Annotated in this window: 18 protein-coding genes and 2 tRNA genes; 10 read left to right on the top strand and 10 right to left on the bottom strand. The window is 71.1% G+C overall.

Features of this window, described 5'->3' with window-relative positions; all coding sequences use genetic code 11:
* Window positions 1-26 precede the first annotated feature (26 nt).
* Both SS2_RS10395 and SS2_RS10390 read left to right on the top strand, forming a co-directional pair.
* On the top strand, window positions 27-1,955 hold the full coding sequence (locus SS2_RS10395) for an ABC transporter ATP-binding protein (protein WP_066463747.1): 1,929 nt from the start codon (window positions 27-29) through the stop codon (window positions 1,953-1,955).
* Between the two features lie 110 nt (window positions 1,956-2,065).
* Window positions 2,066-2,797: a DUF5701 family protein gene (locus SS2_RS10390; protein ID WP_066463745.1), complete on the top strand. Its 732-nt coding sequence runs from the start codon at window positions 2,066-2,068 to the stop codon at window positions 2,795-2,797.
* 103 nt (window positions 2,798-2,900) lie between these two features.
* Here SS2_RS10390 and pepN read toward each other — a convergent pair whose 3' ends face one another.
* Window positions 2,901-5,453 (bottom strand): aminopeptidase N, encoded by a 2,553-nt coding sequence (gene pepN / locus SS2_RS10385; RefSeq protein WP_066463743.1) that lies wholly within the window; start codon window positions 5,451-5,453, stop codon window positions 2,901-2,903.
* Between the two features lie 243 nt (window positions 5,454-5,696).
* On the opposite strand from pepN, the gene SS2_RS10380 reads away from it, so the two are divergent.
* The 3 genes from SS2_RS10380 to SS2_RS10370 all read left to right on the top strand — a co-directional run bounded on the left by SS2_RS10380 (window position 5,697) and on the right by SS2_RS10370 (window position 7,561).
* Window positions 5,697-6,341 (top strand): mycothiol-dependent nitroreductase Rv2466c family protein, encoded by a 645-nt coding sequence (locus SS2_RS10380; RefSeq protein WP_066463740.1) that lies wholly within the window; start codon window positions 5,697-5,699, stop codon window positions 6,339-6,341.
* Complete coding sequence (locus SS2_RS10375) at window positions 6,338-6,865, top strand: pyridoxamine 5'-phosphate oxidase family protein (RefSeq protein WP_217995590.1); 528 nt, start codon at window positions 6,338-6,340, stop codon at window positions 6,863-6,865. The genes SS2_RS10380 and SS2_RS10375 overlap by 4 nt, the downstream gene beginning before the upstream one ends.
* A 93-nt stretch (window positions 6,866-6,958) precedes the next feature.
* Complete coding sequence (locus tag SS2_RS10370; RefSeq protein ID WP_066463738.1) at window positions 6,959-7,561, top strand: DUF6636 domain-containing protein; 603 nt, start codon at window positions 6,959-6,961, stop codon at window positions 7,559-7,561.
* Between the two features lie 21 nt (window positions 7,562-7,582).
* Here SS2_RS10370 and SS2_RS10365 read toward each other — a convergent pair whose 3' ends face one another.
* Window positions 7,583-9,583: a M13 family metallopeptidase gene (locus SS2_RS10365; RefSeq protein WP_066463737.1), complete on the bottom strand. Its 2,001-nt coding sequence runs from the start codon at window positions 9,581-9,583 to the stop codon at window positions 7,583-7,585.
* Window positions 9,584-9,685: 102 nt separating this feature from the next.
* Here SS2_RS10365 and SS2_RS10360 point away from each other — a divergent pair, with 102 nt between their 5' ends.
* Both SS2_RS10360 and SS2_RS10355 read left to right on the top strand, forming a co-directional pair.
* Window positions 9,686-10,135 (top strand): ribose-5-phosphate isomerase, encoded by a 450-nt coding sequence (locus SS2_RS10360; RefSeq protein WP_066463735.1) that lies wholly within the window; start codon window positions 9,686-9,688, stop codon window positions 10,133-10,135.
* Between the two features lie 3 nt (window positions 10,136-10,138).
* A complete protein-coding gene (locus tag SS2_RS10355; protein WP_066463733.1) occupies window positions 10,139-11,140 on the top strand; it encodes an Fpg/Nei family DNA glycosylase in 1,002 nt (333 codons plus the stop codon).
* Window positions 11,141-11,159: 19 nt separating this feature from the next.
* Here the strand turns inward: SS2_RS10355 and SS2_RS10350 are convergent, their stop codons facing one another.
* Window positions 11,160-12,479, bottom strand: a complete 1,320-nt coding sequence (locus SS2_RS10350; protein ID WP_066463732.1) for a GNAT family N-acetyltransferase — start codon at window positions 12,477-12,479, stop codon at window positions 11,160-11,162.
* An 80-nt stretch (window positions 12,480-12,559) separates the two neighbouring features.
* Here SS2_RS10350 and SS2_RS10345 point away from each other — a divergent pair, with 80 nt between their 5' ends.
* Window positions 12,560-12,883, top strand: a complete 324-nt coding sequence (locus tag SS2_RS10345) for an MGMT family protein (RefSeq protein ID WP_066463730.1) — start codon at window positions 12,560-12,562, stop codon at window positions 12,881-12,883.
* Here the strand turns inward: SS2_RS10345 and SS2_RS10340 are convergent.
* The 7 genes from SS2_RS10340 to SS2_RS10310 form a co-directional block, all read right to left on the bottom strand.
* Complete coding sequence (locus SS2_RS10340; protein WP_066463725.1) at window positions 12,880-13,923, bottom strand: LLM class F420-dependent oxidoreductase; 1,044 nt, start codon at window positions 13,921-13,923, stop codon at window positions 12,880-12,882. The genes SS2_RS10345 and SS2_RS10340 overlap by 4 nt on opposite strands.
* Window positions 13,924-13,986: 63 nt before the next feature.
* The gene (locus SS2_RS10335) at window positions 13,987-14,985 is read right to left on the bottom strand and encodes an SdpI family protein (RefSeq protein WP_066463723.1); all 999 of its coding nucleotides are present in this window, start codon (window positions 14,983-14,985) and stop codon (window positions 13,987-13,989) included.
* Window positions 14,982-15,335 carry a GntR family transcriptional regulator gene (locus tag SS2_RS10330; RefSeq protein ID WP_066463721.1) on the bottom strand — a complete coding sequence of 118 codons (354 nt, stop codon included), beginning with the start codon at window positions 15,333-15,335 and terminating at the stop codon, window positions 14,982-14,984. Before SS2_RS10330 ends, SS2_RS10335 begins: the two co-directional genes overlap by 4 nt.
* Window positions 15,336-15,479: 144 nt before the next feature.
* Window positions 15,480-16,064: a serine O-acetyltransferase EpsC gene (gene epsC / locus SS2_RS10325; RefSeq protein ID WP_066463719.1), complete on the bottom strand. Its 585-nt coding sequence runs from the start codon at window positions 16,062-16,064 to the stop codon at window positions 15,480-15,482.
* A gap of 110 nt (window positions 16,065-16,174) precedes the next feature.
* Window positions 16,175-17,110 (bottom strand): cysteine synthase A, encoded by a 936-nt coding sequence (gene cysK, locus SS2_RS10320; protein WP_066463718.1) that lies wholly within the window; start codon window positions 17,108-17,110, stop codon window positions 16,175-16,177.
* Window positions 17,111-17,584: 474 nt separating this feature from the next.
* Window positions 17,585-17,890: a hypothetical protein gene (locus SS2_RS10315; RefSeq protein ID WP_157607287.1), complete on the bottom strand. Its 306-nt coding sequence runs from the start codon at window positions 17,888-17,890 to the stop codon at window positions 17,585-17,587.
* A 188-nt stretch (window positions 17,891-18,078) separates the two neighbouring features.
* Window positions 18,079-18,152 (bottom strand) — tRNA-Gly (locus tag SS2_RS10310).
* Window positions 18,153-18,324: 172 nt separating this feature from the next.
* Here SS2_RS10310 and SS2_RS10305 point away from each other — a divergent pair.
* Window positions 18,325-18,398, top strand: a tRNA-Pro gene (locus SS2_RS10305).
* Window positions 18,399-18,694: 296 nt separating this feature from the next.
* Window positions 18,695-20,080, top strand: coding sequence for a trigger factor (gene tig / locus SS2_RS10300; protein ID WP_066463894.1), 1,386 nt, complete (start codon window positions 18,695-18,697; stop codon window positions 20,078-20,080).
* Window positions 20,081-20,156: the final 76 nt, after the last annotated feature.

Below are 20,156 nucleotides of genomic sequence, written 5' to 3'. Positions count from 1 at the left end.
AGGGTCGTCACCATCGGAGGAGAACTGTGCGGAGCCTTGTCTCGATCCTGCGCGCCACCCGCGTGCTCTGGCCGTTCTACGTGGGGATCGTCGTCTGCTCCCTCATCGCGACGGCGGCCAGCCTGGTCACTCCCTTCGTGCTCAAGGCGGCCATCGACACGGTCGTGGACGTGGTTCAGGGCGCAGCGGACGACGGCGTCATCACCACGGTCGTATGGCTGGCGGTCGCGCTGCTGGTCGCTGACCTGGTCAGCTCCACCGTGGCGAACATCGGCGGGTACCTCGGTGACGTCATGGCCGCCCGGATGCGTCAGATCCTGTCCACCCGGTACTTCGCCAAGCTGCTCGGCCTGCCGCAACGGTACTTCGACGACCAGGTGACCGGATCGATCATCAGCCGGCTGACCCGGTCGATCACCGAGACCACCGGCTTCCTCAACAACTTCGCCAACAACTTCTTCCCGATGCTGCTGACCGTCCTCGCGGTCCTGGTCATCTCGGCCAGCTACTCCTGGCCGCTCGCCCTGCTGCTCGCCCTCGTCTTCCCGGTGTACGTCGGGCTGACCGCCATGACCAGCAAGAAGTGGCAGGTCATGGAGGGGGAGAAGAACGAGCAGGTGGACCTCGCCGGAGGCCGGTTCGCCGAGGTGGTCGGCCAGATCAACGTCGTCAAGAGCTTCACCGCCGAGCGTCGCGAGCTGTCCCTCTTCGCGGGGCGCTTCGCGCGGACCGTGGGGACCACGCGTGGGCAGTCGCGCTACTGGCACGTCATGGACGCGATCCGCCGCGGCTTCCTCGACGTGGTGTTCTTCGCCATCTACGTCATCCTCTTCGTCAGCACCGCCCGGGGCACCTTCTCCGTGGGAGACATGGTCCTGCTCATCCAGCTCGTGGCGATGGCCAAGGCGCCGGTGACGATGATGAGCTACCTCATCGACACCGCCCAGCGGGCCGTCGCCGGGTCGAAGGACTACTTCGCGGTCATGGCTGAGCCGGCCGACCGTGACGAGCCGCTGCTGCTCGTCGCGGACGCGGAGATCGCCGCGCCGCCCGCACCGGTGACGCAGGCGACCTCCGCCGAGGAGCGCGACTCCGTGGCCGCCGGCGACGCCGTCGTGGTCGCCGCCGCACCGCCCCGGACCGGCGCGGCTCCCGGAGCCGAGGTCTCGGTGCCCGACGGCGCGCCGGTGGTGGAGCTGAACCACGTGTCCTTCGCCTACGACGAGGGCGTTGAGGTGCTGCGGGACGTGTCCTTCACGGTGCACAAGGGCGAGCGGGTGGCCCTGGTCAGCGAGAGCGGCGGCGGCAAGACGACGCTGGTCAGCCTCCTGCTCGGCTTCTACCGGCCGACGTCGGGGACCTTGCGGGTGGCCGGGCGTGACGTCGCTGACGTGCCGCTCGACGAGCTGCGACGCCAGGTCGCGGTGGTCTTCCAGGAGGCGTCGCTGTTCTCGGGGACCATCCGGGAGAACATCGCCTACGGGCGCGACGACGCGACCGACGCCGAGATCGTCGAGGCAGCGACCCGGGCGCACGCGCACGACTTCGTCTCCGCCTTCGCCGGCGGGTACGACACGACGATCGGTGAGCGCGGGCTGAAGCTGTCCGGTGGGCAGAAGCAGCGCATCGCGGTGGCCCGCGCGATGATCAAGGACGCACCGGTCCTCGTGCTGGACGAGGCGACGTCTGCGCTGGACACCAAGTCCGAGCGGTTGGTCCAGGCCGGGCTGGAGGAGCTCATGGTCGACCGCACGTCGATCATCATCGCCCACCGGCTCTCGACCATCTCCGCGGTCGACACGATCGTCACGCTGCGCGACGGCCGGGTGGACGAGGTGGGCACCCCCGAGGAGCTGGCGGTCAGCGGAGGGATCTACTCCGAGCTGCTGGCCCTGCAGGCGAGCTCCTCGCTCAAGGACCGCAAGCGGCTGCGTCAGCTCGGTTTCTCGGCCTGACGCAGGCGGTCACGGATTGCCGGGAAGGGCGCCGGCGACCGATTGAGGAATAGCCGAGGGCGCTCAGGCGTTGGTTCCTGTCCACGAGCTGCTCATGCCGAGGAGGACCCATGTCTGCTTCCGTCGCCACCCCGTCCGCTGCGACCTCAGGAACTCAGCCTGGTCAGGGCGCCACTGGCGCTGCTGCCGCTGAGCTCTCCCGCCAGGTGGAGGTCCTGCTCGAGCGCGGCTATCCAGCGATGCTGGGGATCGAGCCGGAGGCCTTCGTCGAGGCCCTCGCGCCGCTGGCCGATGGGGTCGGGTCCCTCGACCTGGCACCGGCGGGCAGCGGGCTGCCCGTGTCGTCCACGGTGACCACCCCCGAGGACTACGTCCCCTTCGTGCTCGTCGTCGCCGGTAGCCTGCCGCTCGCCGAGGCGGCCGCCCAGATGCGGCTGGGCACCCGCCCGGCCACGCTCATGCTCACCCCCGAGGAGCTGCCCGGCTACCGCCCGATCGACGGCCTGGAGGTGCCCGACGCCGGTGGCCCGGTGACCGCATACCTGCTCACCGACATCGACACCGGCAGCGAGCTGTGCAACGTCACCCCCGAGACGGCGCTCGGGGTGATCCGCGGGCGGGGGCGCACCCCGCTGACCATCGCCGAGGGGATCGCGCTGGTCACCCAGCGCCCCGACATGCTCCGCACGAACAAGTGCTTCTCGCTGCTCGGCAGCCGCCGCGGTGACCAGCGCGTCCCGGCCGTCTGGATCAGCCAGAAGGCGCCCAAGCTCGGCTGGTGCTGGGACCGCAACCCGCACACCTGGCTGGGGTCCGCCTCAGCGGGGAGCCGGCTGGTCTGAGCCCGGCGGGGCCGCGGGGCGAGCGCGCCTGACGAACGGCAGGGCCGGGGATGGGGAGTCCCCACCACCGGCCCTGCCGTGCGTGCGTTCAGGCCGACTGCGGTCAGGCCCGGGCGTCGACCTCCTGGGCGCGCAGCGCGCGCTCGACCCCGGCCAGGCTCTCCACGATGAGCCGGCGCAGGGCGGGCGCGGCGTCGGGGTGGGAGTCCAGCCACGACTGCGCGGCGTCGCGCAGGCGCTCGTCGGCCAGCGCGGCCGGGAACAGGCCCTCCACGATCGTCTCGGCGATGTGGTAGCTCCGGTCTGCCCAGATGCCCTCGATCGCCGCGAAGTACGGCTCGACGACGTCTGCGAGCGAGGACGGGTCGTTGACGTGCCCGTATCCCATGGTCGTGGCACGCACGATCGCGTTGGGCACGCTGTCGTCGCCCACCAGGGACGCGAAGGCAGCGAGCTTGGCGGTCGACGTCGGGTGGGCCGCGGTGGCCCGCGCCGCCGACTGCTGACCGTTGGAGGTGTTGTCAGCCTCCAGAGCGGCGTCGACCTCGTCCTGCGTGGCGGCGTCGCGCAGCACGAGGCCCTCGAGCAGCTCCCAGCGCAGGTCGGTGTCGATGGTCAGGCCGTCCAGGGTCACGTCGCCGTCGAGGAGCGCGCGCAGCACGCGGGCGTGCTCGTCGGTGCTGGCCACGTTCGCGAAGTACTTGACGAACTGGAACTGGGCGTCCGAGCCGGCCTCGGCCTGCTGGGCCAGGGCCCACAGGCCGTCACCCACCTGGGCGACGGTCTCGGCCCGGCGGGCCGGCGCCACGTAGCTGCGCGCCGCGAGGGCGAGCTGGGCGAGCGTGGTGCGGATCGTCGTCGACTCCGTCTCGGTGGCGATGTTGCCCAGGACGAGGCGCACGTAGTCGCTGGCCGGCATCTCGCCGTCGCGCGTCGCGTCCCAGACCGAGCCCCAGACCAGGGACCGGGCCAAGGGGTCGGCGATGGCTGCCAGGTGCTCGATCGCGACCTCGAGGGAGGCGTCGTCCAGGCGGATCTTGGCGTAGGCCAGGTCGTCGTCGTTGATGAGGACCAGCGCGGGGCGGGTCCGCCCGACGAGCTCGGGGACCGAGGTGGACTCCCCGTCGACGTCGAGCTCGTGACGGTGGGTGCGCACCAGCGCGCCGGAGGCGTCGACGTCGTAGAAGCCGATCGCCAGGCGGTGCGGGCGCAGGGTGGGGTACTCCGCGACGGCGCTCTGCAGCACCGCGAAGTCGGTGATGACCCCGGCCTCGTCGACCGTGATCTGGGGGCGCAGGGTGTTGACGCCGGCGGTCTCCAGCCACAGCTGCGACCACGTGCCCAGCTCACGACCGCTGGTCGCCTCGAGCTCGGTGAGCAGGTCCACGAGCTCGGTGTTGCCGTACTCGTGCTTGGCGAAGTACTGGGCCACACCGGCCATGAACGCGTCGATGCCCACCCATGCCACGAGCTGCTTGAGGACCGACCCGCCCTTGGCGTAGGTGATCCCGTCGAAGTTGACCTGGACGTCCTCGAGGTCGTTGATCGTGGCGACGATCGGGTGGGTCGAGGGCAGCTGGTCCTGGCGGTAGGCCCAGGACTTCTCCATCGCGGCGAAGGTGGTCCACGCCCCGTGCCACTCGGTGGCCTCGGCGGTAGCCAGGGTGGAGGCCCACTCGGCGAAGGACTCGTTGAGCCACAGGTCGTTCCACCAGCGCATGGTCACCAGGTCGCCGAACCACATGTGCGCGAGCTCGTGCAGGATCGTCACGACCCGGCGCTCCTTGATGGCGTCGGTGACCTTGGACCGGAAGACGTAGGTCTCGGTGAAGGTCACGCAGCCCGCGTTCTCCATCGCCCCGGCGTTGAACTCCGGCACGAAGAGCTGGTCGTACTTGGCGAAGGGGTAGGGGTAGTTGAACTTCTCCTCGTAGAAGGCGAAGCCCTTGCGCGTGGTGTCGAAGATGTACTCCGCGTCGAGGTGCTCGGCGAGGGAGGCGCGCACGAACAGCCCGAGCGGGATGACCCGGCCGTCGCTGCTGGTCAGCTCGGACCGCTCGACCACGTACGGGCCGGCGACGATCGCGGTGATGTAGGTCGAGATGCGCGGGGTGGGCTCGAAGGTCCACGTCGCGGTGCCCTCCCCGGCCGGCACCGGCTCGGGGGTGGGGGAGTTGGAGACGACGTGCCACGCGGCCGGCGCGGTCACGGTGAGCTGGAACGTCGCCTTGAGGTCGGGCTGCTCGAAGGCGGCGTAGACGCGACGTGCGTCGGGGACCTCGAACTGGGAGTACAGGTAGACCTCGTCGTCGACGGGGTCGACGAAGCGGTGCAGTCCTTCACCGGAGTTCGTGTAGGCGGCGTCGGCCACCACGCGCAGGACGTTGGACTCAGCGAGGGAGTCGAGCTGGATCCGGGAGTCGGCGAAGACGTCGGCGGGGTCCAGGCTCACGCCGTTGAGGGTGACCTCGTGCACGGTGGGCGCCACCAGGTCGATGAAGGTGCTCGCCCCGGGCTCGGCGGTGAAGGTCACCACGGTGGTCGAGGCGAAGGTCTCCGGTCCGGTCGTGAGGTCGAGCGCGACCTCGTAGGAGCTGACGGAGACGACGCCAGCGCGCTCTCTCGCTTCGGTACGGGTCAGGTTCTCTCCGGGCACGGACGCCTCCTCGGCTCTGCGGCGCAGGTCGGCCGCGGCTTGTGAGCGCGCAGCGAGTGACCCGTCACCTGGTGGTCGGGCCTGATGCGGCCCACGTCGATCATTTCACGGGTGGGCCGCCACCATGGTGAGATAGCCGCCTCGACCTGGAATGAAGCATCGTCCGTGCACGTTAGGAAGGGTGCGAACCATCCTCTTCCGCACGGGCCGCCCGCCGCCCGGAGAGCCCACCCTTGGAGCACCATGACCTCCCTCGCTGCTGAGACCGCCGCCGACGCCGGTACCACCCTGGACGTGGCCGACTTCTGGTTCGACCCCATCTGCCCCTGGGCATGGATGACCTCCCGCTGGATCGGCGAGGTGGAGACCGTCCGCGACATCCGCGTGCGCTGGCACGTCATGAGCCTGTCGGTGCTCAACGAGGGCCGAGACCTCCCGCAGGAGTACCGCGAGATGCTGGACGCGGGCTGGGGTCCGGTCCGGGTGATCACCGCCGCCCGCATCGAGCACGGCGACGACGTCGTCAAGCCGCTCTACGACGCGATCGGCACCCGGATCCACCCGGGTGGGCGCAGCGACATCGACGCGGTGCTCGTGGAGGCGCTCGAGGAGGTCGGGCTCTCGACCGAGCTCGCGGCCTACGCGACCTCTGACCGCTACGACACCGAGCTCCGCGCCTCCCACCAGGACGGGATCTCCCGGGTCGGCGAAGACGTGGGGACCCCCGTGGTGTCCTTCAACGGCGTCGCCTTCTTCGGTCCCGTGGTGACCCCCGCCCCGCGCGGGGAGGCCGCCGGTCGTCTCTGGGACGGGTGCGTCCTGGTGGCTGGCACCCCGGGCTTCTTCGAGCTCAAGCGCACCCGGACGCAGGGCCCGGTCTTCGAGTGAGCGGCATCCCGATCACCCTGGGTCGCACGGTCCGGCGTGCCCCCTCGGGCCCGCCGGTGGCGTGGGCCGAGGCGGCACGGCAGGCGACCGAGCTCACCGACCGCGTCGCGGCGCGGTTCACCGCCCACACCCACCACGTCCTCGCCACGCTCACCGCCTCCGGTGCCCCACGGGTCAGCGGGACCGAGGTCGGCTGGTGGGGGGAGGAGCTGTGGCTGGGGTCCATGCTCGGCGCCCGCAAGGCCGAGGACCTGCGCGCCGACCCCCGCTTCGCGCTGCACTCCAACCCCGGGGACGGGACGATGCGTGGCGGCGACGCGAAGGTCAGCGGTCTGGTCGTGGAGGTGGGTGAGGGAGCCGTGCTGGACGCCTTCCTCGCCGCCAACGACGTCCCGCAGCCGTTGCACCTGTTCTTTCTCCGGCTCCAGGCCGTCACGCTGACCGAGGTCGCCGACGACGGGGGTGCGCTGGTCATCACGACGTGGCGCTCCGGCGAGGCGGTCTCCACGATCCGGCGGACCTGACCCGGCGGGTCGCTCGGTCGTGCTCGGGTTCGGTCGCGGCGGGAGCGGCATGGCATGCTGCTCCGTGAACCGAGAGCACCGGAGGAAGACCGTATGACTGGCACCACCCCACCGTCGAGGACCCCTGGCACGTCTGGACGCCGCGGCCTGCCGCCGGCGATCATCGCCTTCATCGTCCTCGACGTCCTGCTCGTCATCGCTGCCATCGCTCTGGGCATCGCCATGAGCTCTGACGGTTCGCCAGCCTCCGAGGAGACGTCGGCGTCCTCCTCGGCGAGCAGCTCGACCACCCCCGGCGCGGAGCCCTCGGACAAGGCCACCCCCGCACCCAGCCCGTCGGCCTCGCTGAGCGCGGACGCCAAGCAGGTCGCCTCCCCGTCGGGGAACATCACCTGCACCCTGACGCCCGAGGGCGCGGAGTGCGCGATCGCCACCCTCGCGGCAGAGCCGGTCGCCGCCGACGGCTGCGAGGGTGTCACCGGCTACGTCGTGTCCCTGAGCACCTCCGGGGTGAGCACCCCGTGCGTGAGCGACAAGCCCGCCAAGGCTGCCGCAGAGGTCCCCGTGCTCGCCTACGGCGACGCCGTCGCGGTGAACAACTTCGAGTGCGAGAGCACCGAGGCCGGGATGACGTGCTCCAACACCAACACGGGCCAGGGGTTCACCCTGGCCCGTGCCGGCGTCACGCGCCTGTGACCTCCCGGCCGCGTGCTCAGATCACCAGATCCGCACGCGGTCCTCGGGGGCGAGGTACAAGGCGTCCTGCGGTCCCACGTTGTACGTGGTGTGGAACTCGTCGAGGTTGCGCACCACGCCGTTGCAGCGGAACTCCGCGGGCGAGTGCGGGTCGGTGGCCAGGCGCTGGATCATCGCCTCGTCACGCATCTTCGTCTGCCACACCTGCGCCCAGGACAAGAACACCCGCTCCGCGCCGGTGAGGCCGTCGACCACAGGGGCTGAGGCGAGGTCCGTGCCGAGGGCGATCTGGTAGGCCTTGAGGGCGATCGACAGACCGCCCAGGTCACCGATGTTCTCCCCGATCGTCAGCGCGCCGTTGACCGGGTGGTCGGCGTCGAGCTGGGCGGGGTGGAAGGCGTCGTACTGGTCGATGAGCGCACGGGTGCGCTTGTCGAACTCCGCCCGGTCGGAGCTGGTCCACCAGTCCTCCAGGCGACCGGCGCCGTCGTACTTGGAGCCCTGGTCGTCGAAGCCGTGACCGATCTCGTGGCCGATGACCGCGCCGATGCCGCCGTAGTTCGCGGCTTCCTCGGCCTCGGGGTCGAAGAACGGGGGCTGCAGGATCGCGGCGGGGAAGACGATCTCGTTCATCGAGGGGTTGTAGTAGGCGTTGACCGTCTGAGGGGTCATGTGCCACTCGTCGCGGTCGATCGGCTTGCCGATCTTGGCCAGCTCGCGGTCCTGGTCGAAGGCGTTGGACCGGCGGACGTTGCCCACGAGGTCGCGCGGGTCGATGGTCAGCGCGGAGTAGTCGCGCCACTTCACCGGGTAGCCGACCTTCGGGGTGAAGGCCGCCAGCTTGGCCAGCGCCTTGACCTTGGTCTCCTGGCCCATCCAGTCCAGGTGGGTGATCGACTCGCGGTAGGCCGTGATGAGGTTGGCCACGAGCACGTCCATGCGCTCCTTGTGGGCCGGGGGGAAGTGCCGGGCGACGTACACCTCGCCGACCGCCTCACCGAGAGCGCCCTCCACCAGTGACACGCCGCGCTTCCAGCGGTCGCGGACCTCCTGCGCCCCGGACAGCGTCCGGCCGTAGAAGTCGAAGTTGGCCTCGACGAAGTCCGTCGACAGGTAGGGGGCGCGGGCGGTGACGAGGTGGTAGATCGCCCACAGCTTCCAGTCCTCGAGCGGCAGCGACTGCCACAGCTCGGCGAAGCCGGTGAAGAAGCCCGGCTCGCGGACCACGACGTCGTCGAGGGAGCCGGCGGGGGCGCCCACGGCGAAGGCCCAGGCGAACCAGTCGAAGCCGGGAGCCGCCTCGGCGAGCCCGGCGAGGGTCATCGGGTTGTACGTGAGCTCGGAGTCGCGGTCGGCGACCACGTCCCAGTGGTGGGTGGCCAGCGCGGTCTCCAGGGCGAGCAGGCGCTCGGCCGAGGCCTCGGCGGCCTCGGGGTGCACGACGCCGGACAGCGTGAGCATCCGGGCGACGTGGGCCAGGTAGCTCGTGCGGGTCTCGGCGTACTTGTCCTCGCGGTAGTAGGACTCGTCGGGCAGGCCCAGGCCGGCCTGGTACAGGTACACGACGTACTTCTCGGGGTCCTTGGCGTCGTTGTCGACCCAGAAGCCGAAGGCGCCGGCACCGCCGGTGCGCTGCAGCGCACCGAGCACGCCGGTCAGCTCGGCGGCGCTCGTGGCGGTGTCCAGCAGGGCCAGGTCGGGGACGAGCGGCCCGCGGCCGACGGCCTCGACCGTCTCGGTGTCCATGAAGCTCGCGTAGAGCCCGCCGATCTGGGCGGAGACGCCGGTGAGGTCCTCACCGCCGCCGAGCTCGTCGATGATGGCCCGGACCTGCGTCTCGGCCTCGTCGTAGAGGGCGCGGAAGGCGCCGTCGGAGGACCGGTCGGCCGGGATCTCGTGCGTGGCGAGCCAGCGCCCGTTGACGTGGCGGTAGAGATCGTCCTGGGGACGGGTCTGCGGGTCGACCTGATCGAGCCAGATGCCGGACCGGGCCGCGGGTGTGTGGGTCTCATGCGTCGTCATCGCCCCAGGCTAGTCGGTGCGGACGGATCTGCCGCGGGGACGGGGAGGTCCACGAGGCGGCGCGCGCGGTGGCGCCCGGCGCGATGCGGCATCATTGACCTCATGCGCGTTCACATTGCTTCCGACCATGCCGGCTACGAGCTCAAGACGTACCTCGTCGAGCACCTGACCACCGCGGGCCACGACGTCGTCGACCACGGTGCGCACGAGTACGACGCCCTCGACGACTACCCCTCCTTCTGCTTCGCGGCGGGCGAGGCCGTCGTCGCCGAGCCCGGCAGCCTCGGGGTGGTGCTGGGCGGGTCCGGCAACGGCGAGCAGATCGCCGCGAACAAGGTGGTCGGCGTCCGCGCGGCGCTCGCCTGGAACCTGGACACCGCCCGCCTGGGGCGTCAGCACAACGACGCCAACGTCATCGCGATCGGCGGCCGCCAGCACACCCTCGCCGAGGCGGCGTCCTTCGTCGACGCCTTCCTGGCCGAGCCGTTCAGCGGAGACGCCCGTCACCAGCGTCGCATCGACCAGCTGGCCGCGTACGAGGCGGCTCGCTGACGTATGCCTGAGGGGCACACCGTCCATCGCCTCGCCCAGACCTTCGAGCAGCTCTTCGCTGGTGCACAGGTGCGTCTGTCGAGCCCGCAGGGTCGCTTCGCGGCCGGCGCGGCGCTGCTCGACGCACGGGTGCTGGTCGCCAGCGAGGCCTACGGCAAGCAGATGTTCCTCGGCTTCGCGGCCTCGCCCGACGGCGACCCGGACGACCTGCTGTGGCTGCGGGTCCACCTGGGGCTCTACGGGGCCTGGACCTTCGCGGGGGACCCGGCCACCGCGGTCGTGCACGCCATCGGGGCACCGCGCAAGCGGGTCGGGGAGCGTGAGACCGTGCTGGCGGCTGCTGGCGGTGGCGGCGCTGAGAGTGCTGCGCCCGCAGCGGTGACCCTGGGCGACTGGGAACCACCCGCCCCGCGCGGGGCGGTGCGGGTGCGTCTGGAGTCCGAGAGGGCCTGCGCCGACCTCACCGGGCCCACCGCCTGCGAGGTGCTCAGCACCGCCGAGGCGCGTGCGGTCCAGCGCCGTCTGGGGCCCGACCCGCTGCGCCCCGACAGCGACCCGCAGCGCTTCGTGGACGCGGTCGCCCGGTCGCGGTCTCCGATCGGCGTCCTCCTCATGAACCAGGACGTCATCGCCGGGGTGGGCAACATCTACCGGGCCGAGGTGCTCTTCCGGGCCGGGCAGGCTCCGCTCGCCCCCGGCACCACGGTCCCGGGCGAGGTGGTCCGCGAGATCTGGCAGGACACCGCCGAGCTCATGGCCGACGGCGTGCGCACCGGCGCGATCGTCACCACCCGGCCCGAGGACCGCGCCGGCGGGGCGACGCCCGACGTCGGGCGCCGGCTGGCGCGGCAGAACACCGACGCCGAGCCGGGGGCGGTCGCGCGGGAGGACTCCTTCTACGTCTACCAGCGCGACGGCCTGCCGTGCCGCATCTGCTCCACGCCGGTGGCCCTGGCACCGCTCGCCGCTCGCAACCTCTTCTGGTGCCCCACCTGCCAACGCTGAGCCGGCGCTGGCCCTCGCCTCAGAAGACCCAGCTGCAGGCGGGAGCCACCGGCCACCCGAAGGCGGCGGACGCTGCCGCCAGCGCGCCCTCGGTGTGCTCGGTCACCAGGCCGGCCGCGGCCAGGCTGGCGAGCGAGAACCCGCCCAGGTAGACCCGCGACAGCTCGGCGATCGACAGGCTGAGGTCAGGGGACCGGGTGGTGGGAGTCGCTGTCGCGGCGCTGAAGCCGGTGCCGCGCAGGTGCCAGGTCCCTGCGTTCGCCGGCAGCCGCTCGTCGCTGACCTGCAGCACGACGTCGATGTCCGTGGCGTACTGGCGCGCCGACAGCGCCGCGGCGATGTCGATGATGCGCACCCAGACGTTGTCGGCGATGCGAGGCTGGGCCGAGCGAGGGTCGATGAGCAGCGACATGATCGCGTCGTCGGTGGGCAGCAGGAACGGCTCGAGCTCGTCGGAGAGGTCGAGGTCCAGCAGCGTGGACCACAGCCGGTGGGCCGCGGCCGCATCGAGGGCGACGACCTCCCCGGCGGCGACGGTGCCGCGCGGGCCGCGCACCTGCCAGTCGACCTTGCGGCGGAAGGTGGCGTAGCCGCGAGGCTCGCCGTCGGACTCCACGATCGCGATGCGGCGGGACTCGCGCCCGTCCCGGAACATCGCTGGGTCGTCGTCATAGGTGGCGCGCAGCTCAGCGGTCTCACGGGTGGCCCAGCCAGGGCGGTTGACCCCTGATGCGGGCGAGGGATGGCGTCCGGCCTCGGCGTGCACGGCGGCGACGAGGTCGCTGTGCCGGGCGGCGTCGTACTTCTCCAGGCGCAGGGTGAGGTCGCCGGAGCCCTCGACCGGTCGCAGCGGGGCGCGGCGAGGGATCGTGACCCGCAGGTCGTTGGCGGCCTGGCCGTAGCCGAAGCGGGAGTAGATCCCGGCCTCGGCGGCGAACAAGGCCGAGACCGCCTCGCCGCGGTCGATGCAGTGCTGGAAGTGGGCGTCGATCATCGCCGACAAGATCCCCTTGCGGCGGTGCTGCGGGTGCACCCCGACCCAGGTGAGGCCGCCCACGGGGATCTGCGCCCCGGGGACGGGGAACTGGCTGAAGGGGTAGGAGGAGTGGATGGCCACCACCGTCTCGGTGACCGGGACCGCGCCGTCGATGGGCACAGCCTGTGCGTCGGGCTCCTCGGAGACGACGGCCACCGTGCGGTCCCAGCTCAGCGGGGACGGGAGCTTGAGCAGGTCCTCGACGGAGTGCGGCGTCGGGAAGGACCACGAGTCGAGGTCGAGCAGGTCGGCGTGGCGGGACTGGGGAAGGGGGATGAGGCGGTAGCCGTCGGGGAACGTCATGGCCCCATGATCCCCGTCCGGTGCCGCCCTGACCACTTCTTTCCCGCCCGTCACCTGCGAGGAGACCCTAGGGTGGTGTCGTGGACGAGGAATATCGCGAGCGGGTCCTCGACGTGGTCGAGGCCATCCCGGCGGGGAGGGTGATGACCTACGGCGACGTCGCCGAGGTCGTCGGGCAGGTGCTGGGTCGTGGCGGTCCGCGTCAGGTCGGCACGGTGCTCCGGCAGATGGGTGGCGGCCTCCCGTGGTGGCGGGTGGTCAACGCGTCCGGCTACCCGCCCGCTCACAAGCGGTCGCTCGCCCTGGACCGGTTGCGCCGGGAGGGTTGCCCGCTCTCGCCCGACGGCGCGCGGGTGGCACTCGGCGCGGCGCGCGTCAGGCAGGGTCCCGAGGCTCTGGGCTAGAGCTCGGCGGGCACCGAGGTCAGGGTCTCGAGCGTGCGCGGGTCGCCTTGGACGATGAGCGTGGTCACCGCGGTCTGGGACCACGCGGCCAGGCCGCGGGCGATCTTCTCGGTCGGGCCCACGAGTGCGACGTCGTCGACGAGCTCGAGCGGGATCGCTGCGGCGGCGCGGTCCTTGTCGCCGGCGAGGAAGTGCGCCTGCACCTCGTCGCAGACCTCGGAGTACCCCAGCCGGTCGACGGCGTTGCGGTGGAAGTTCGCGCCCTTGGCCCCCATCCCGCCGATGTACAGGGCGAGGAAGGGGCGGATCGTGTCGGCGGCACGCTCGGCGTCGTCGCCCACCACGACGGGGACGGTCGCTGACACCTCGAAGTCGGCCGCAGCGGACAGCGCGGGGGAGCGCCGCGCGAAGCCGTCGTCGAGCAGCGTGCGGAACTCGTCGTCCAGGCGCGGGGAGTAGAAGAGCGGGAGCCAGCCGTCGGCGATCTCAGCGGCCAGGGCGATGTTCTTGGGGCCCTCGGCGGCCAGGTGGATGGGCAGGTCGGTGCGCAGCGGGTGGACCGTGGAGCGCAGGGCCTTGCCCAGGCCGCCGCCCCCGCGCTCGGGGCTCAGGGGCAGCTGGTAGGACGCGCCGTCGTAGGTGACCGGCGCCTCCCGGCGCAGCACCTGACGCACGATGTCCACGTACTCCCGGGTGCGGGCGAGCGGACGGGCGTAGGGCTGGCCGTACCAGCCCTCGACCACCTGCGGGCCGGAGACGCCCAGGCCCATGATGAACCGGCCGCCGGAGAGGTGGTCCAGGGTGAGCGCGGCCATGGCGGCGGCCGTGGGGGTCCGAGCGGACATCTGCATGACGGCGGTGCCCAGCCGGATCCGCTGGGTGCGTGCCCCCCACCAGGCGAGGGGGGTCAGGGCGTCGGAGCCGTAGGCCTCAGCCGTCCAGACGGAGTCGATCCCCAGGTCGTCGGCGGCCTGGACGGTCTCGGCGATCCCGGTCGGGGGACCGGCTGACCAGTATCCGGTGTGCAGTCCGAAGCGCATGGTTCTCCTCGTCGTCGAGGCTGTGGCCGGGACCGTCGTGGTCCCCGCCCTGGGGGAGCGAGCCTACTCGACCGGTGCGGACGGGCGGACGCGGTCGGCGAGCGTGTTGAGCAGCGATGCCGCGGTCTCGGCGTCGTCGATCGTGACCACGAAGACGCTGCCGTCGGTGCGGGTGACCTCCAGGGCCTCGCCCGAGCGCAGCAGGATCCCGGTGCGTCCGTCCCGCGCCGTGCGCCAGCCCCAGCCGCCGAACTCGGCGAAGCAGCGCACCGTGGTCGCGCTGGCGAGGACCACCTGGGCGAGGGGGATGGTGGTGCGGGGGACGCCGATGGCGGACCGCACGCGCAGGCCGGCCTCGTCCACCCGCACGACCCAGCTGAACATGGCTGCCACGAGCACCACGAGGCCCGCCGTGACCAGGAGCATCCACCAGTCCCCGGTGGCAGCGGCGGAGACCGCCGTGGCAGCGGCGGCGACGAACCCGACGACGATGCCCGGGCCACCGCGGGCCCGCTGGAACCACACGGCACGCTCGTCCTCACCCAGGGGCAGGCGGGTCGCGTCGTCCGGGACGGCGACGGCGCCGGGTGCGTGCTGGCCGGACGGGGTGAGCACGTAGACCACGGCGGCGACGACGGTGGCGATCGCGAAGGCCGCGGCCATGACCGCGCCGATCCCGCCGACCTCGCTCGCGTCGGTCAGGCCCTTCTGCAGGTGCAGGGAGCCGAGCAGGACGACCGCCAGCAGCGCCGCGACCCATGTGGTGGTGGCGTTGAGCATCCGCCGCGCGGAGGTCGCCGAGCCCGCGCGCCAGGACAGGGCCCACAGCAGGACGACGACGCCGGCTCCGATGCCGGTCGCGCCAGCGAGAGCGCCGGCCAGGCTGGAGAAGCCGTCGACGCCGTCGGAGCCCCAGTGCGTGGCGACCGGATCGGGCAGCGCGTCCTTCCAGGACCACGCGAGAGCTGCGGCCCCCGCGAGGATGACCAGCGGCAGGACGAGCCCGAGCAGCGCTGAGGACAGGCGGTGCGCGGACGGGGAGGGTGTGGTGGGGCGGGTCATGCGAGGGTCTCCTTGAGCAGGGCGAGGGTGGTCTCGGGAGAGAGCTGCAGGGCTCGGGCCTCCTGCGCGACGACGGCCAGCGCCGCCCGGAGGCCGGCGTAGTCGGCCTCCGCGCGGTCGGTGACGACGGCGCCGCGGCCGCGCCGCAGGTCGATCAGGCCCTCGTCCCGCAGGTCCTGGTAGGCGCGCAGCACCGTGTGGACGTTGAGGTCGAGGGACTCGGCGAGGTCCCGGGCAGCAGGCAGCCGCTCCCCGGAGCGCAGGTCCCCGCGGGCTGCGGCGAGGCGGACCTGGCTCGCGAGCTGCGCAAAGAGCGGCTCGGAGGCGGCGGGGTCGATACGGAAGAGCATGGGCTTACTGTAGTTGTTCTACTGCAACTAGTACAAGTAGCGGGCGTGCTGAGGCCAGCGTGCGCGATGAGGCCGCAGGAGCGACGACGCGGGCCCGGTGCGCTGTGCACCGGGCCCGCGTCGTCATGCGTGCTGAGGGAGGGACTAGATGAAGATGGCGGGGTCTTCGCAGTGCTCGACCGTGGGGGAGGACTGTGGACGGGACTTGATCTTCGCCGGCACCCCGACGGCGACGGCGCCCTCGGGGACGTCCTTGACCACGACGGCGTTCGCGCCGATCTGGGCGTCGTCGCCCACCCACACGGCGCCGAGCACCTTGGCTCCCGCCCCGACCACGACCCGGTTGCCCAGCGTCGGGTGGCGCTTGCCGTGCGTCATCGACCGGCCGCCCAGGGTGGTGCTGTGGAAGAGCGTGACGTCGTCGCCGATGACCGCGGTCTCACCGATCACCACGCCCATCCCGTGGTCGATGAACAACCGGCGTCCCACGGTCGCCGCGGGGTGGATCTCGATCCCGGTGGCCGACCGGGCCAGCTGGGACACGATCCGCGCCCCGAGCCGCAGCCCGGGGTGGCGCCACATCCGGTGGGCCAGGCGGTGCGCCCACACCGCGTGGACGCCTGGGTAGAGCAGCGCGACCTCGAGGGAGCTGCGCGCTGCGGGATCGCGGTTCCGGGCGACCTGAAGGTCCTCCTGGAGCAGCTGCCAAGCGTCGATCGGGCCAGACATGCGAGGTGGGTCCTTCGGTGGGGGACGGCGAGGTGGTGCGGTGCTTCTGTGTGCTGCGGTGTGCTGCGGTGGTGCGGGCGCCGCTCGGCAGCGGCGCCCGCCGGGTGGGACTAGTCGAGCAGGTCCGCGTAGAGGATGGAGGTGAGGTAGCGCTCGCCGAAGGACGGGACGACCACGACGATGAGCTTGCCCTCGTTCTCCGGGCGCTTGCCGATCTCCAGGGCCGCGTAGATGGCGGCGCCCGAGGAGATGCCCACGAGCAGGCCCTCTTCCTTGGCTGCGCGGCGCGCGTACTCGACCGAGGTGTCGGCGTCGACGTCGAAGACCTCGTCGTAGACGGTGGTGTCGAGGATCTCGGGGACGAAGTTCGCGCCCAGACCCTGGATCTTGTGCGGGCCGGGGGCGCCGCCGTTGAGGATCGGGGACTCGGCCGGCTCGACGGCGATGATCTGCACGCTCGGCTTGCGCTCCTTGAGCACCTGGCCGACTCCGGTGATGGTGCCACCGGTGCCGATGCCGGCGACGAAGATGTCGATCTCGCCGTCGGTGTCCGCCCAGATCTCCTCGGCGGTGCCGGCGCGGTGCGCGGCGGGGTTGGCCTCGTTGGCGAACTGGCGGGCCAGGATGGCGCCCGGGCGCTCGGCGGCGATCTCGTTCGCCTTGTTCACGGCACCCTTCATGCCCTCAGAGCCCGGGGTGAGGATGAGCTCGGCGCCGTAGGCGCGCAGCAGCGCACGCCGCTCCTTGGACATGGTCTCCGGCATGGTCAGCACGACGTTGTAGCCGCGCGCCGCGCCGACGAAGGCGAGCGCGATGCCGGTGTTGCCGGAGGTGGCCTCGACGATGGTGCCGCCCGGCTTGAGGTCGCCGGACGCCTCGGCGGCGTCGATGATCGCGACGCCGATGCGGTCCTTGACCGAGTTGGCCGGGTTGTAGTACTCGAGCTTGGCGACGACCGTGGCACCCACGCCCTCGGCGAGCCGGTTGAGGCGCACGAGCGGGGTGTTGCCCACGAGCTTGGTGACGTCGTCGTAGATCCGTGCCATGAGTGGAGTCCTGTTCTCAGAGAGTGGCCGGTGCGGCCGTGACGGGGGAGAAGCGTGCCGTGAGAGACGGCGGGTGCGATGAGGACGGTCCGCGCGACTGACCGGACGGCCTTCCCGGGCGACGGTGCACAGGTGCACAGGTGCAGGGGTGCCGTGGGGCAGAGGAAGGGGGTGGCTCAGCGCGAGGACGCGGGGGTGTGGAGCATTGACGGTCGGCAGGTGCCGGAACGGGTCAACGCTCTAGAGACACTGACAGGACACCGGGCACGACGACGCGACGAAGCGGCTGATCGAGGTCGTGGCCTGGGTGCTCACTGCGCGTCCTTCCCTGGTGGTCCTGACCTTCGCACCGGTCAGGTGCGGGAGGGCAGCGCGAGGGCTGCACCATTGACTGTATCCACAGTGCGGGGAAGGTGCAACGATGCGTCTGCGGGCTGGACGCTGTGAGCAGCGACGATGGTGGACCGCGAGCGGTCAGGCGCCGGTCACGGCGGCGACACGAGCGCCAGCGGCGAGGAGAGCGTGGGTGAGGGTGTCCGCCTCGACCGGGGTGTACAGACGCGGGAGGTCCGACTGCGCCGTGAGGGACAGGCGCTGGGCGGAGGTCAACGAGCCATGGGCCTCGACCGCGTGGCGGACCGCCCCGGAGAGCTGACCGCCGGGCGCAGCGCCGTCGAGCAGGCGGAGGCGCACTGTCGCGACGGTGGCGCGACGGCGCACGTGGGGGACCCGGGCATGCATGTCGGTCCGGCGCTCGGCGAGGCTGGTCATGATCGTCATGCGGTACAGCATCGACTTTTGTCAAGAGATCGTCAAGTGCTGACAGTGTTTGTGCCATCGACGGCCATGGGTTGGTGTGGTGGTGGATCGCTCGGGCGGCAGCAACGGGGCCTGGAAAGCACTCGAGCCAGGTCAGAGAACGTGTCCTCTGACCTGGCTCGTGAGTGCTCGTGCACTGCTGTCATGCGTGGAGCGGGCGACGAGAATCGAACTCGCATCATCAGTTTGGAAGACTGAGGCTTTACCACTAAGCTACGCCCGCGCTGGATTCTCCCGATCTGCGACGATGTGGACGATGCCGACCACGTCGCAGGGGTCCTGGAAAGAACCTGCTGGAACACCCTAGCAAAGGTTTTGGTGGTTCCCGGCACCGAGAACTTCCTACTATGCTTGCCCGAGTGCTCACCCGACGGGTGGGTACAACGCGGGGCAAACGGGGTGTGGCGCAGGTTGGTAGCGCGTCCGGTTTGGGACCGGAAGGTCGCAGGTTCAAATCCTGTCACCCCGACTCGCAGTGGAAGGCCCGCGCGCTGGAGAACTCGACTCGCGCCCGGGCCTTCCGCCGTGACAGCCCCGCAGCGGCCAAGGCCCCGGTGACCGTACCGGTCACCTGCTCGCCCCTCGTGCCGACCGCTGTCGACGACTACGCTGTGTGGCGTACCATCTACTGGTTACTCATGGGCGAGTGTGACCCGTGGGCGAGGTCGTCTCGACTGAGACGGCGTCCCGGGAACCCCCGAGAACTTCTAGCAGTGTCCGTGCCGGGTCATCGGCATGCCGTCGAGCAAGTTGGAGATCATCGAAGTGAAGAGCGCCGTCGAGACCCTGGACCCGACCAAGGTCAAGCTGACCGTCGAGGTGGAGTACGACGAGCTCAAGCCGAGCATCGATCACGCGTACAAGCACATCGCCGAGCAGATTTCCGTCCCCGGATTCCGCAAGGGCAAGGTGCCTGCACGCATCGTCGACCAGCGAGTCGGCCGCGGTGCGGTTCTTGAGCACGCCATCAACGAGTCCCTGTCCGGCTTCTACCGCCAGGCAGTGAACGAGACCGACATCCGCCCCCTCGGCCAGCCTGACGTCCAGGTCATCAAGGTCCCCGACCTCGAGGGCACCGACGGCGAGCTGCACTTCACCGCCGAGGTCGAGGTCCGCCCCGAGGTCGAGCTCCCCGAGCTGTCCTCCATCAAGGTCACCGTCGACGACGTCACCGTCACCGACGAGGACGTCCAGGCTCGCCTGGACGCCCTGCGTGAGCGCTTCGGCACCCTCGTGGGCGTGGACCGCCCGGCAGCCGAGGGCGACTTCGTCGTCCTCGACATGACGGCCAAGGTCGACGGCGAAGAGGTCGACACCGTCTCCGGCATCTCCTACCAGATCGGCTCGGGCAACATGCTCGAGGGCCTGGACGAGGCGCTGACCGGTCTGTCCGCCGGCGAGACCACGACCTTCACCGCCCCCCTCGCGGGCGGCGAGCACGAGGGCAAGGACGCTGACATCACGGTCGTCGCGACCACCGTCAAGCAGCGCGACCTGCCCGAGGCCGACGACGAGTTCGCCCAGCTGGCGAGCGAGTTCGACACCCTCGCCGAGCTCACCGACGACCTGCGCGAGCAGGCCGCCAACATCAAGCAGTCCAACCAGGCCGTCCAGGCCCGCGACCAGCTGCTGGCCGAGCTCACCAAGACTGAGGTCCCGCTGCCCGCGGGCGTCGTCGAGGCCGAGATCGTCCGTCACCTCGAGGGTGAGGGACGCCTGGAGGACGAGGTGCACCGCGCCGAGGTCCTCGCCGAGACCCAGACCGCTCTGAAGAACCAGATCGTCCTGGACACCCTGGCTGAGAAGCTGGCCATCAAGGTCGGTCAGAACGAGCTGCTGGACTACCTCGTCAACGCGAGCCGCCAGTACGGCATGGACCCGAACACCTTCATCAAGACGATCGACGAGAACGGCCAGATCCCCGCGATGGTCGGCGAGGTCGCTCGTTCCAAGGCCCTCGCCGTGGCGCTGCGCCAGGTCGAGGTCGTCGACGGCGAGGGCAACACCGTCGACCTGTCCGAGTTCATCGGCTCGGACGAGGACGACGCAGCCGTCGAGGCTGCCGGAGCCGCTGAGGTTCCCGCGGACGACGCTGCTGAGACCGTCGAGGTCGAGGAGTCGGCCGAGGTCGCCACGGACGAGAAGGCCTGACCTTCTGCTCCTGCTGAACCGCTGATCGGACGGCCCCGTCTCCCCTGTGGAGGCGGGGCCGTCCGTGTCCGGGGGC

Origin of the sequence: Sanguibacter suarezii NBRC 16159 (assembly GCF_001552735.1) — a bacterium.
Taxonomy (GTDB): Bacteria; Actinomycetota; Actinomycetes; order Actinomycetales; family Cellulomonadaceae; genus Sanguibacter; species Sanguibacter suarezii.
Note: the sequence above shows the minus strand (reverse complement) of the source record. Positions and strands in the feature narration are given on the sequence as shown.

Excerpts from the sequence above, each read along its gene's own strand:
- SS2_RS10390 (WP_066463745.1), top strand. The coding sequence starts at position 2,066 with ATGTCTGCTTCCGTCGCCACCCCGTCCGCTGCGACCTCAGGAACTCAG.
- SS2_RS10360 (WP_066463735.1), top strand. The coding sequence starts at position 9,686 with ATGCGCGTTCACATTGCTTCCGACCATGCCGGCTACGAGCTCAAGACG.
- SS2_RS10330 (WP_066463721.1), bottom strand. The coding sequence starts at position 15,335 with ATGCTCTTCCGTATCGACCCCGCCGCCTCCGAGCCGCTCTTTGCGCAG.
- SS2_RS10340 (WP_066463725.1), bottom strand. The coding sequence starts at position 13,923 with ATGCGCTTCGGACTGCACACCGGATACTGGTCAGCCGGTCCCCCGACC.
- SS2_RS10355 (WP_066463733.1), top strand. The coding sequence starts at position 10,139 with ATGCCTGAGGGGCACACCGTCCATCGCCTCGCCCAGACCTTCGAGCAG.
- SS2_RS10370 (WP_066463738.1), top strand. The coding sequence starts at position 6,959 with ATGACTGGCACCACCCCACCGTCGAGGACCCCTGGCACGTCTGGACGC.
- cysK (WP_066463718.1), bottom strand. The coding sequence starts at position 17,110 with ATGGCACGGATCTACGACGACGTCACCAAGCTCGTGGGCAACACCCCG.
- SS2_RS10365 (WP_066463737.1), bottom strand. The coding sequence starts at position 9,583 with ATGACGACGCATGAGACCCACACACCCGCGGCCCGGTCCGGCATCTGG.
- epsC (WP_066463719.1), bottom strand. The coding sequence starts at position 16,064 with ATGTCTGGCCCGATCGACGCTTGGCAGCTGCTCCAGGAGGACCTTCAG.
- SS2_RS10350 (WP_066463732.1), bottom strand. The coding sequence starts at position 12,479 with ATGACGTTCCCCGACGGCTACCGCCTCATCCCCCTTCCCCAGTCCCGC.
- SS2_RS10380 (WP_066463740.1), top strand. The coding sequence starts at position 5,697 with ATGACCTCCCTCGCTGCTGAGACCGCCGCCGACGCCGGTACCACCCTG.
- SS2_RS10315 (WP_157607287.1), bottom strand. The coding sequence starts at position 17,890 with ATGACGATCATGACCAGCCTCGCCGAGCGCCGGACCGACATGCATGCC.
- SS2_RS10335 (WP_066463723.1), bottom strand. The coding sequence starts at position 14,985 with ATGACCCGCCCCACCACACCCTCCCCGTCCGCGCACCGCCTGTCCTCA.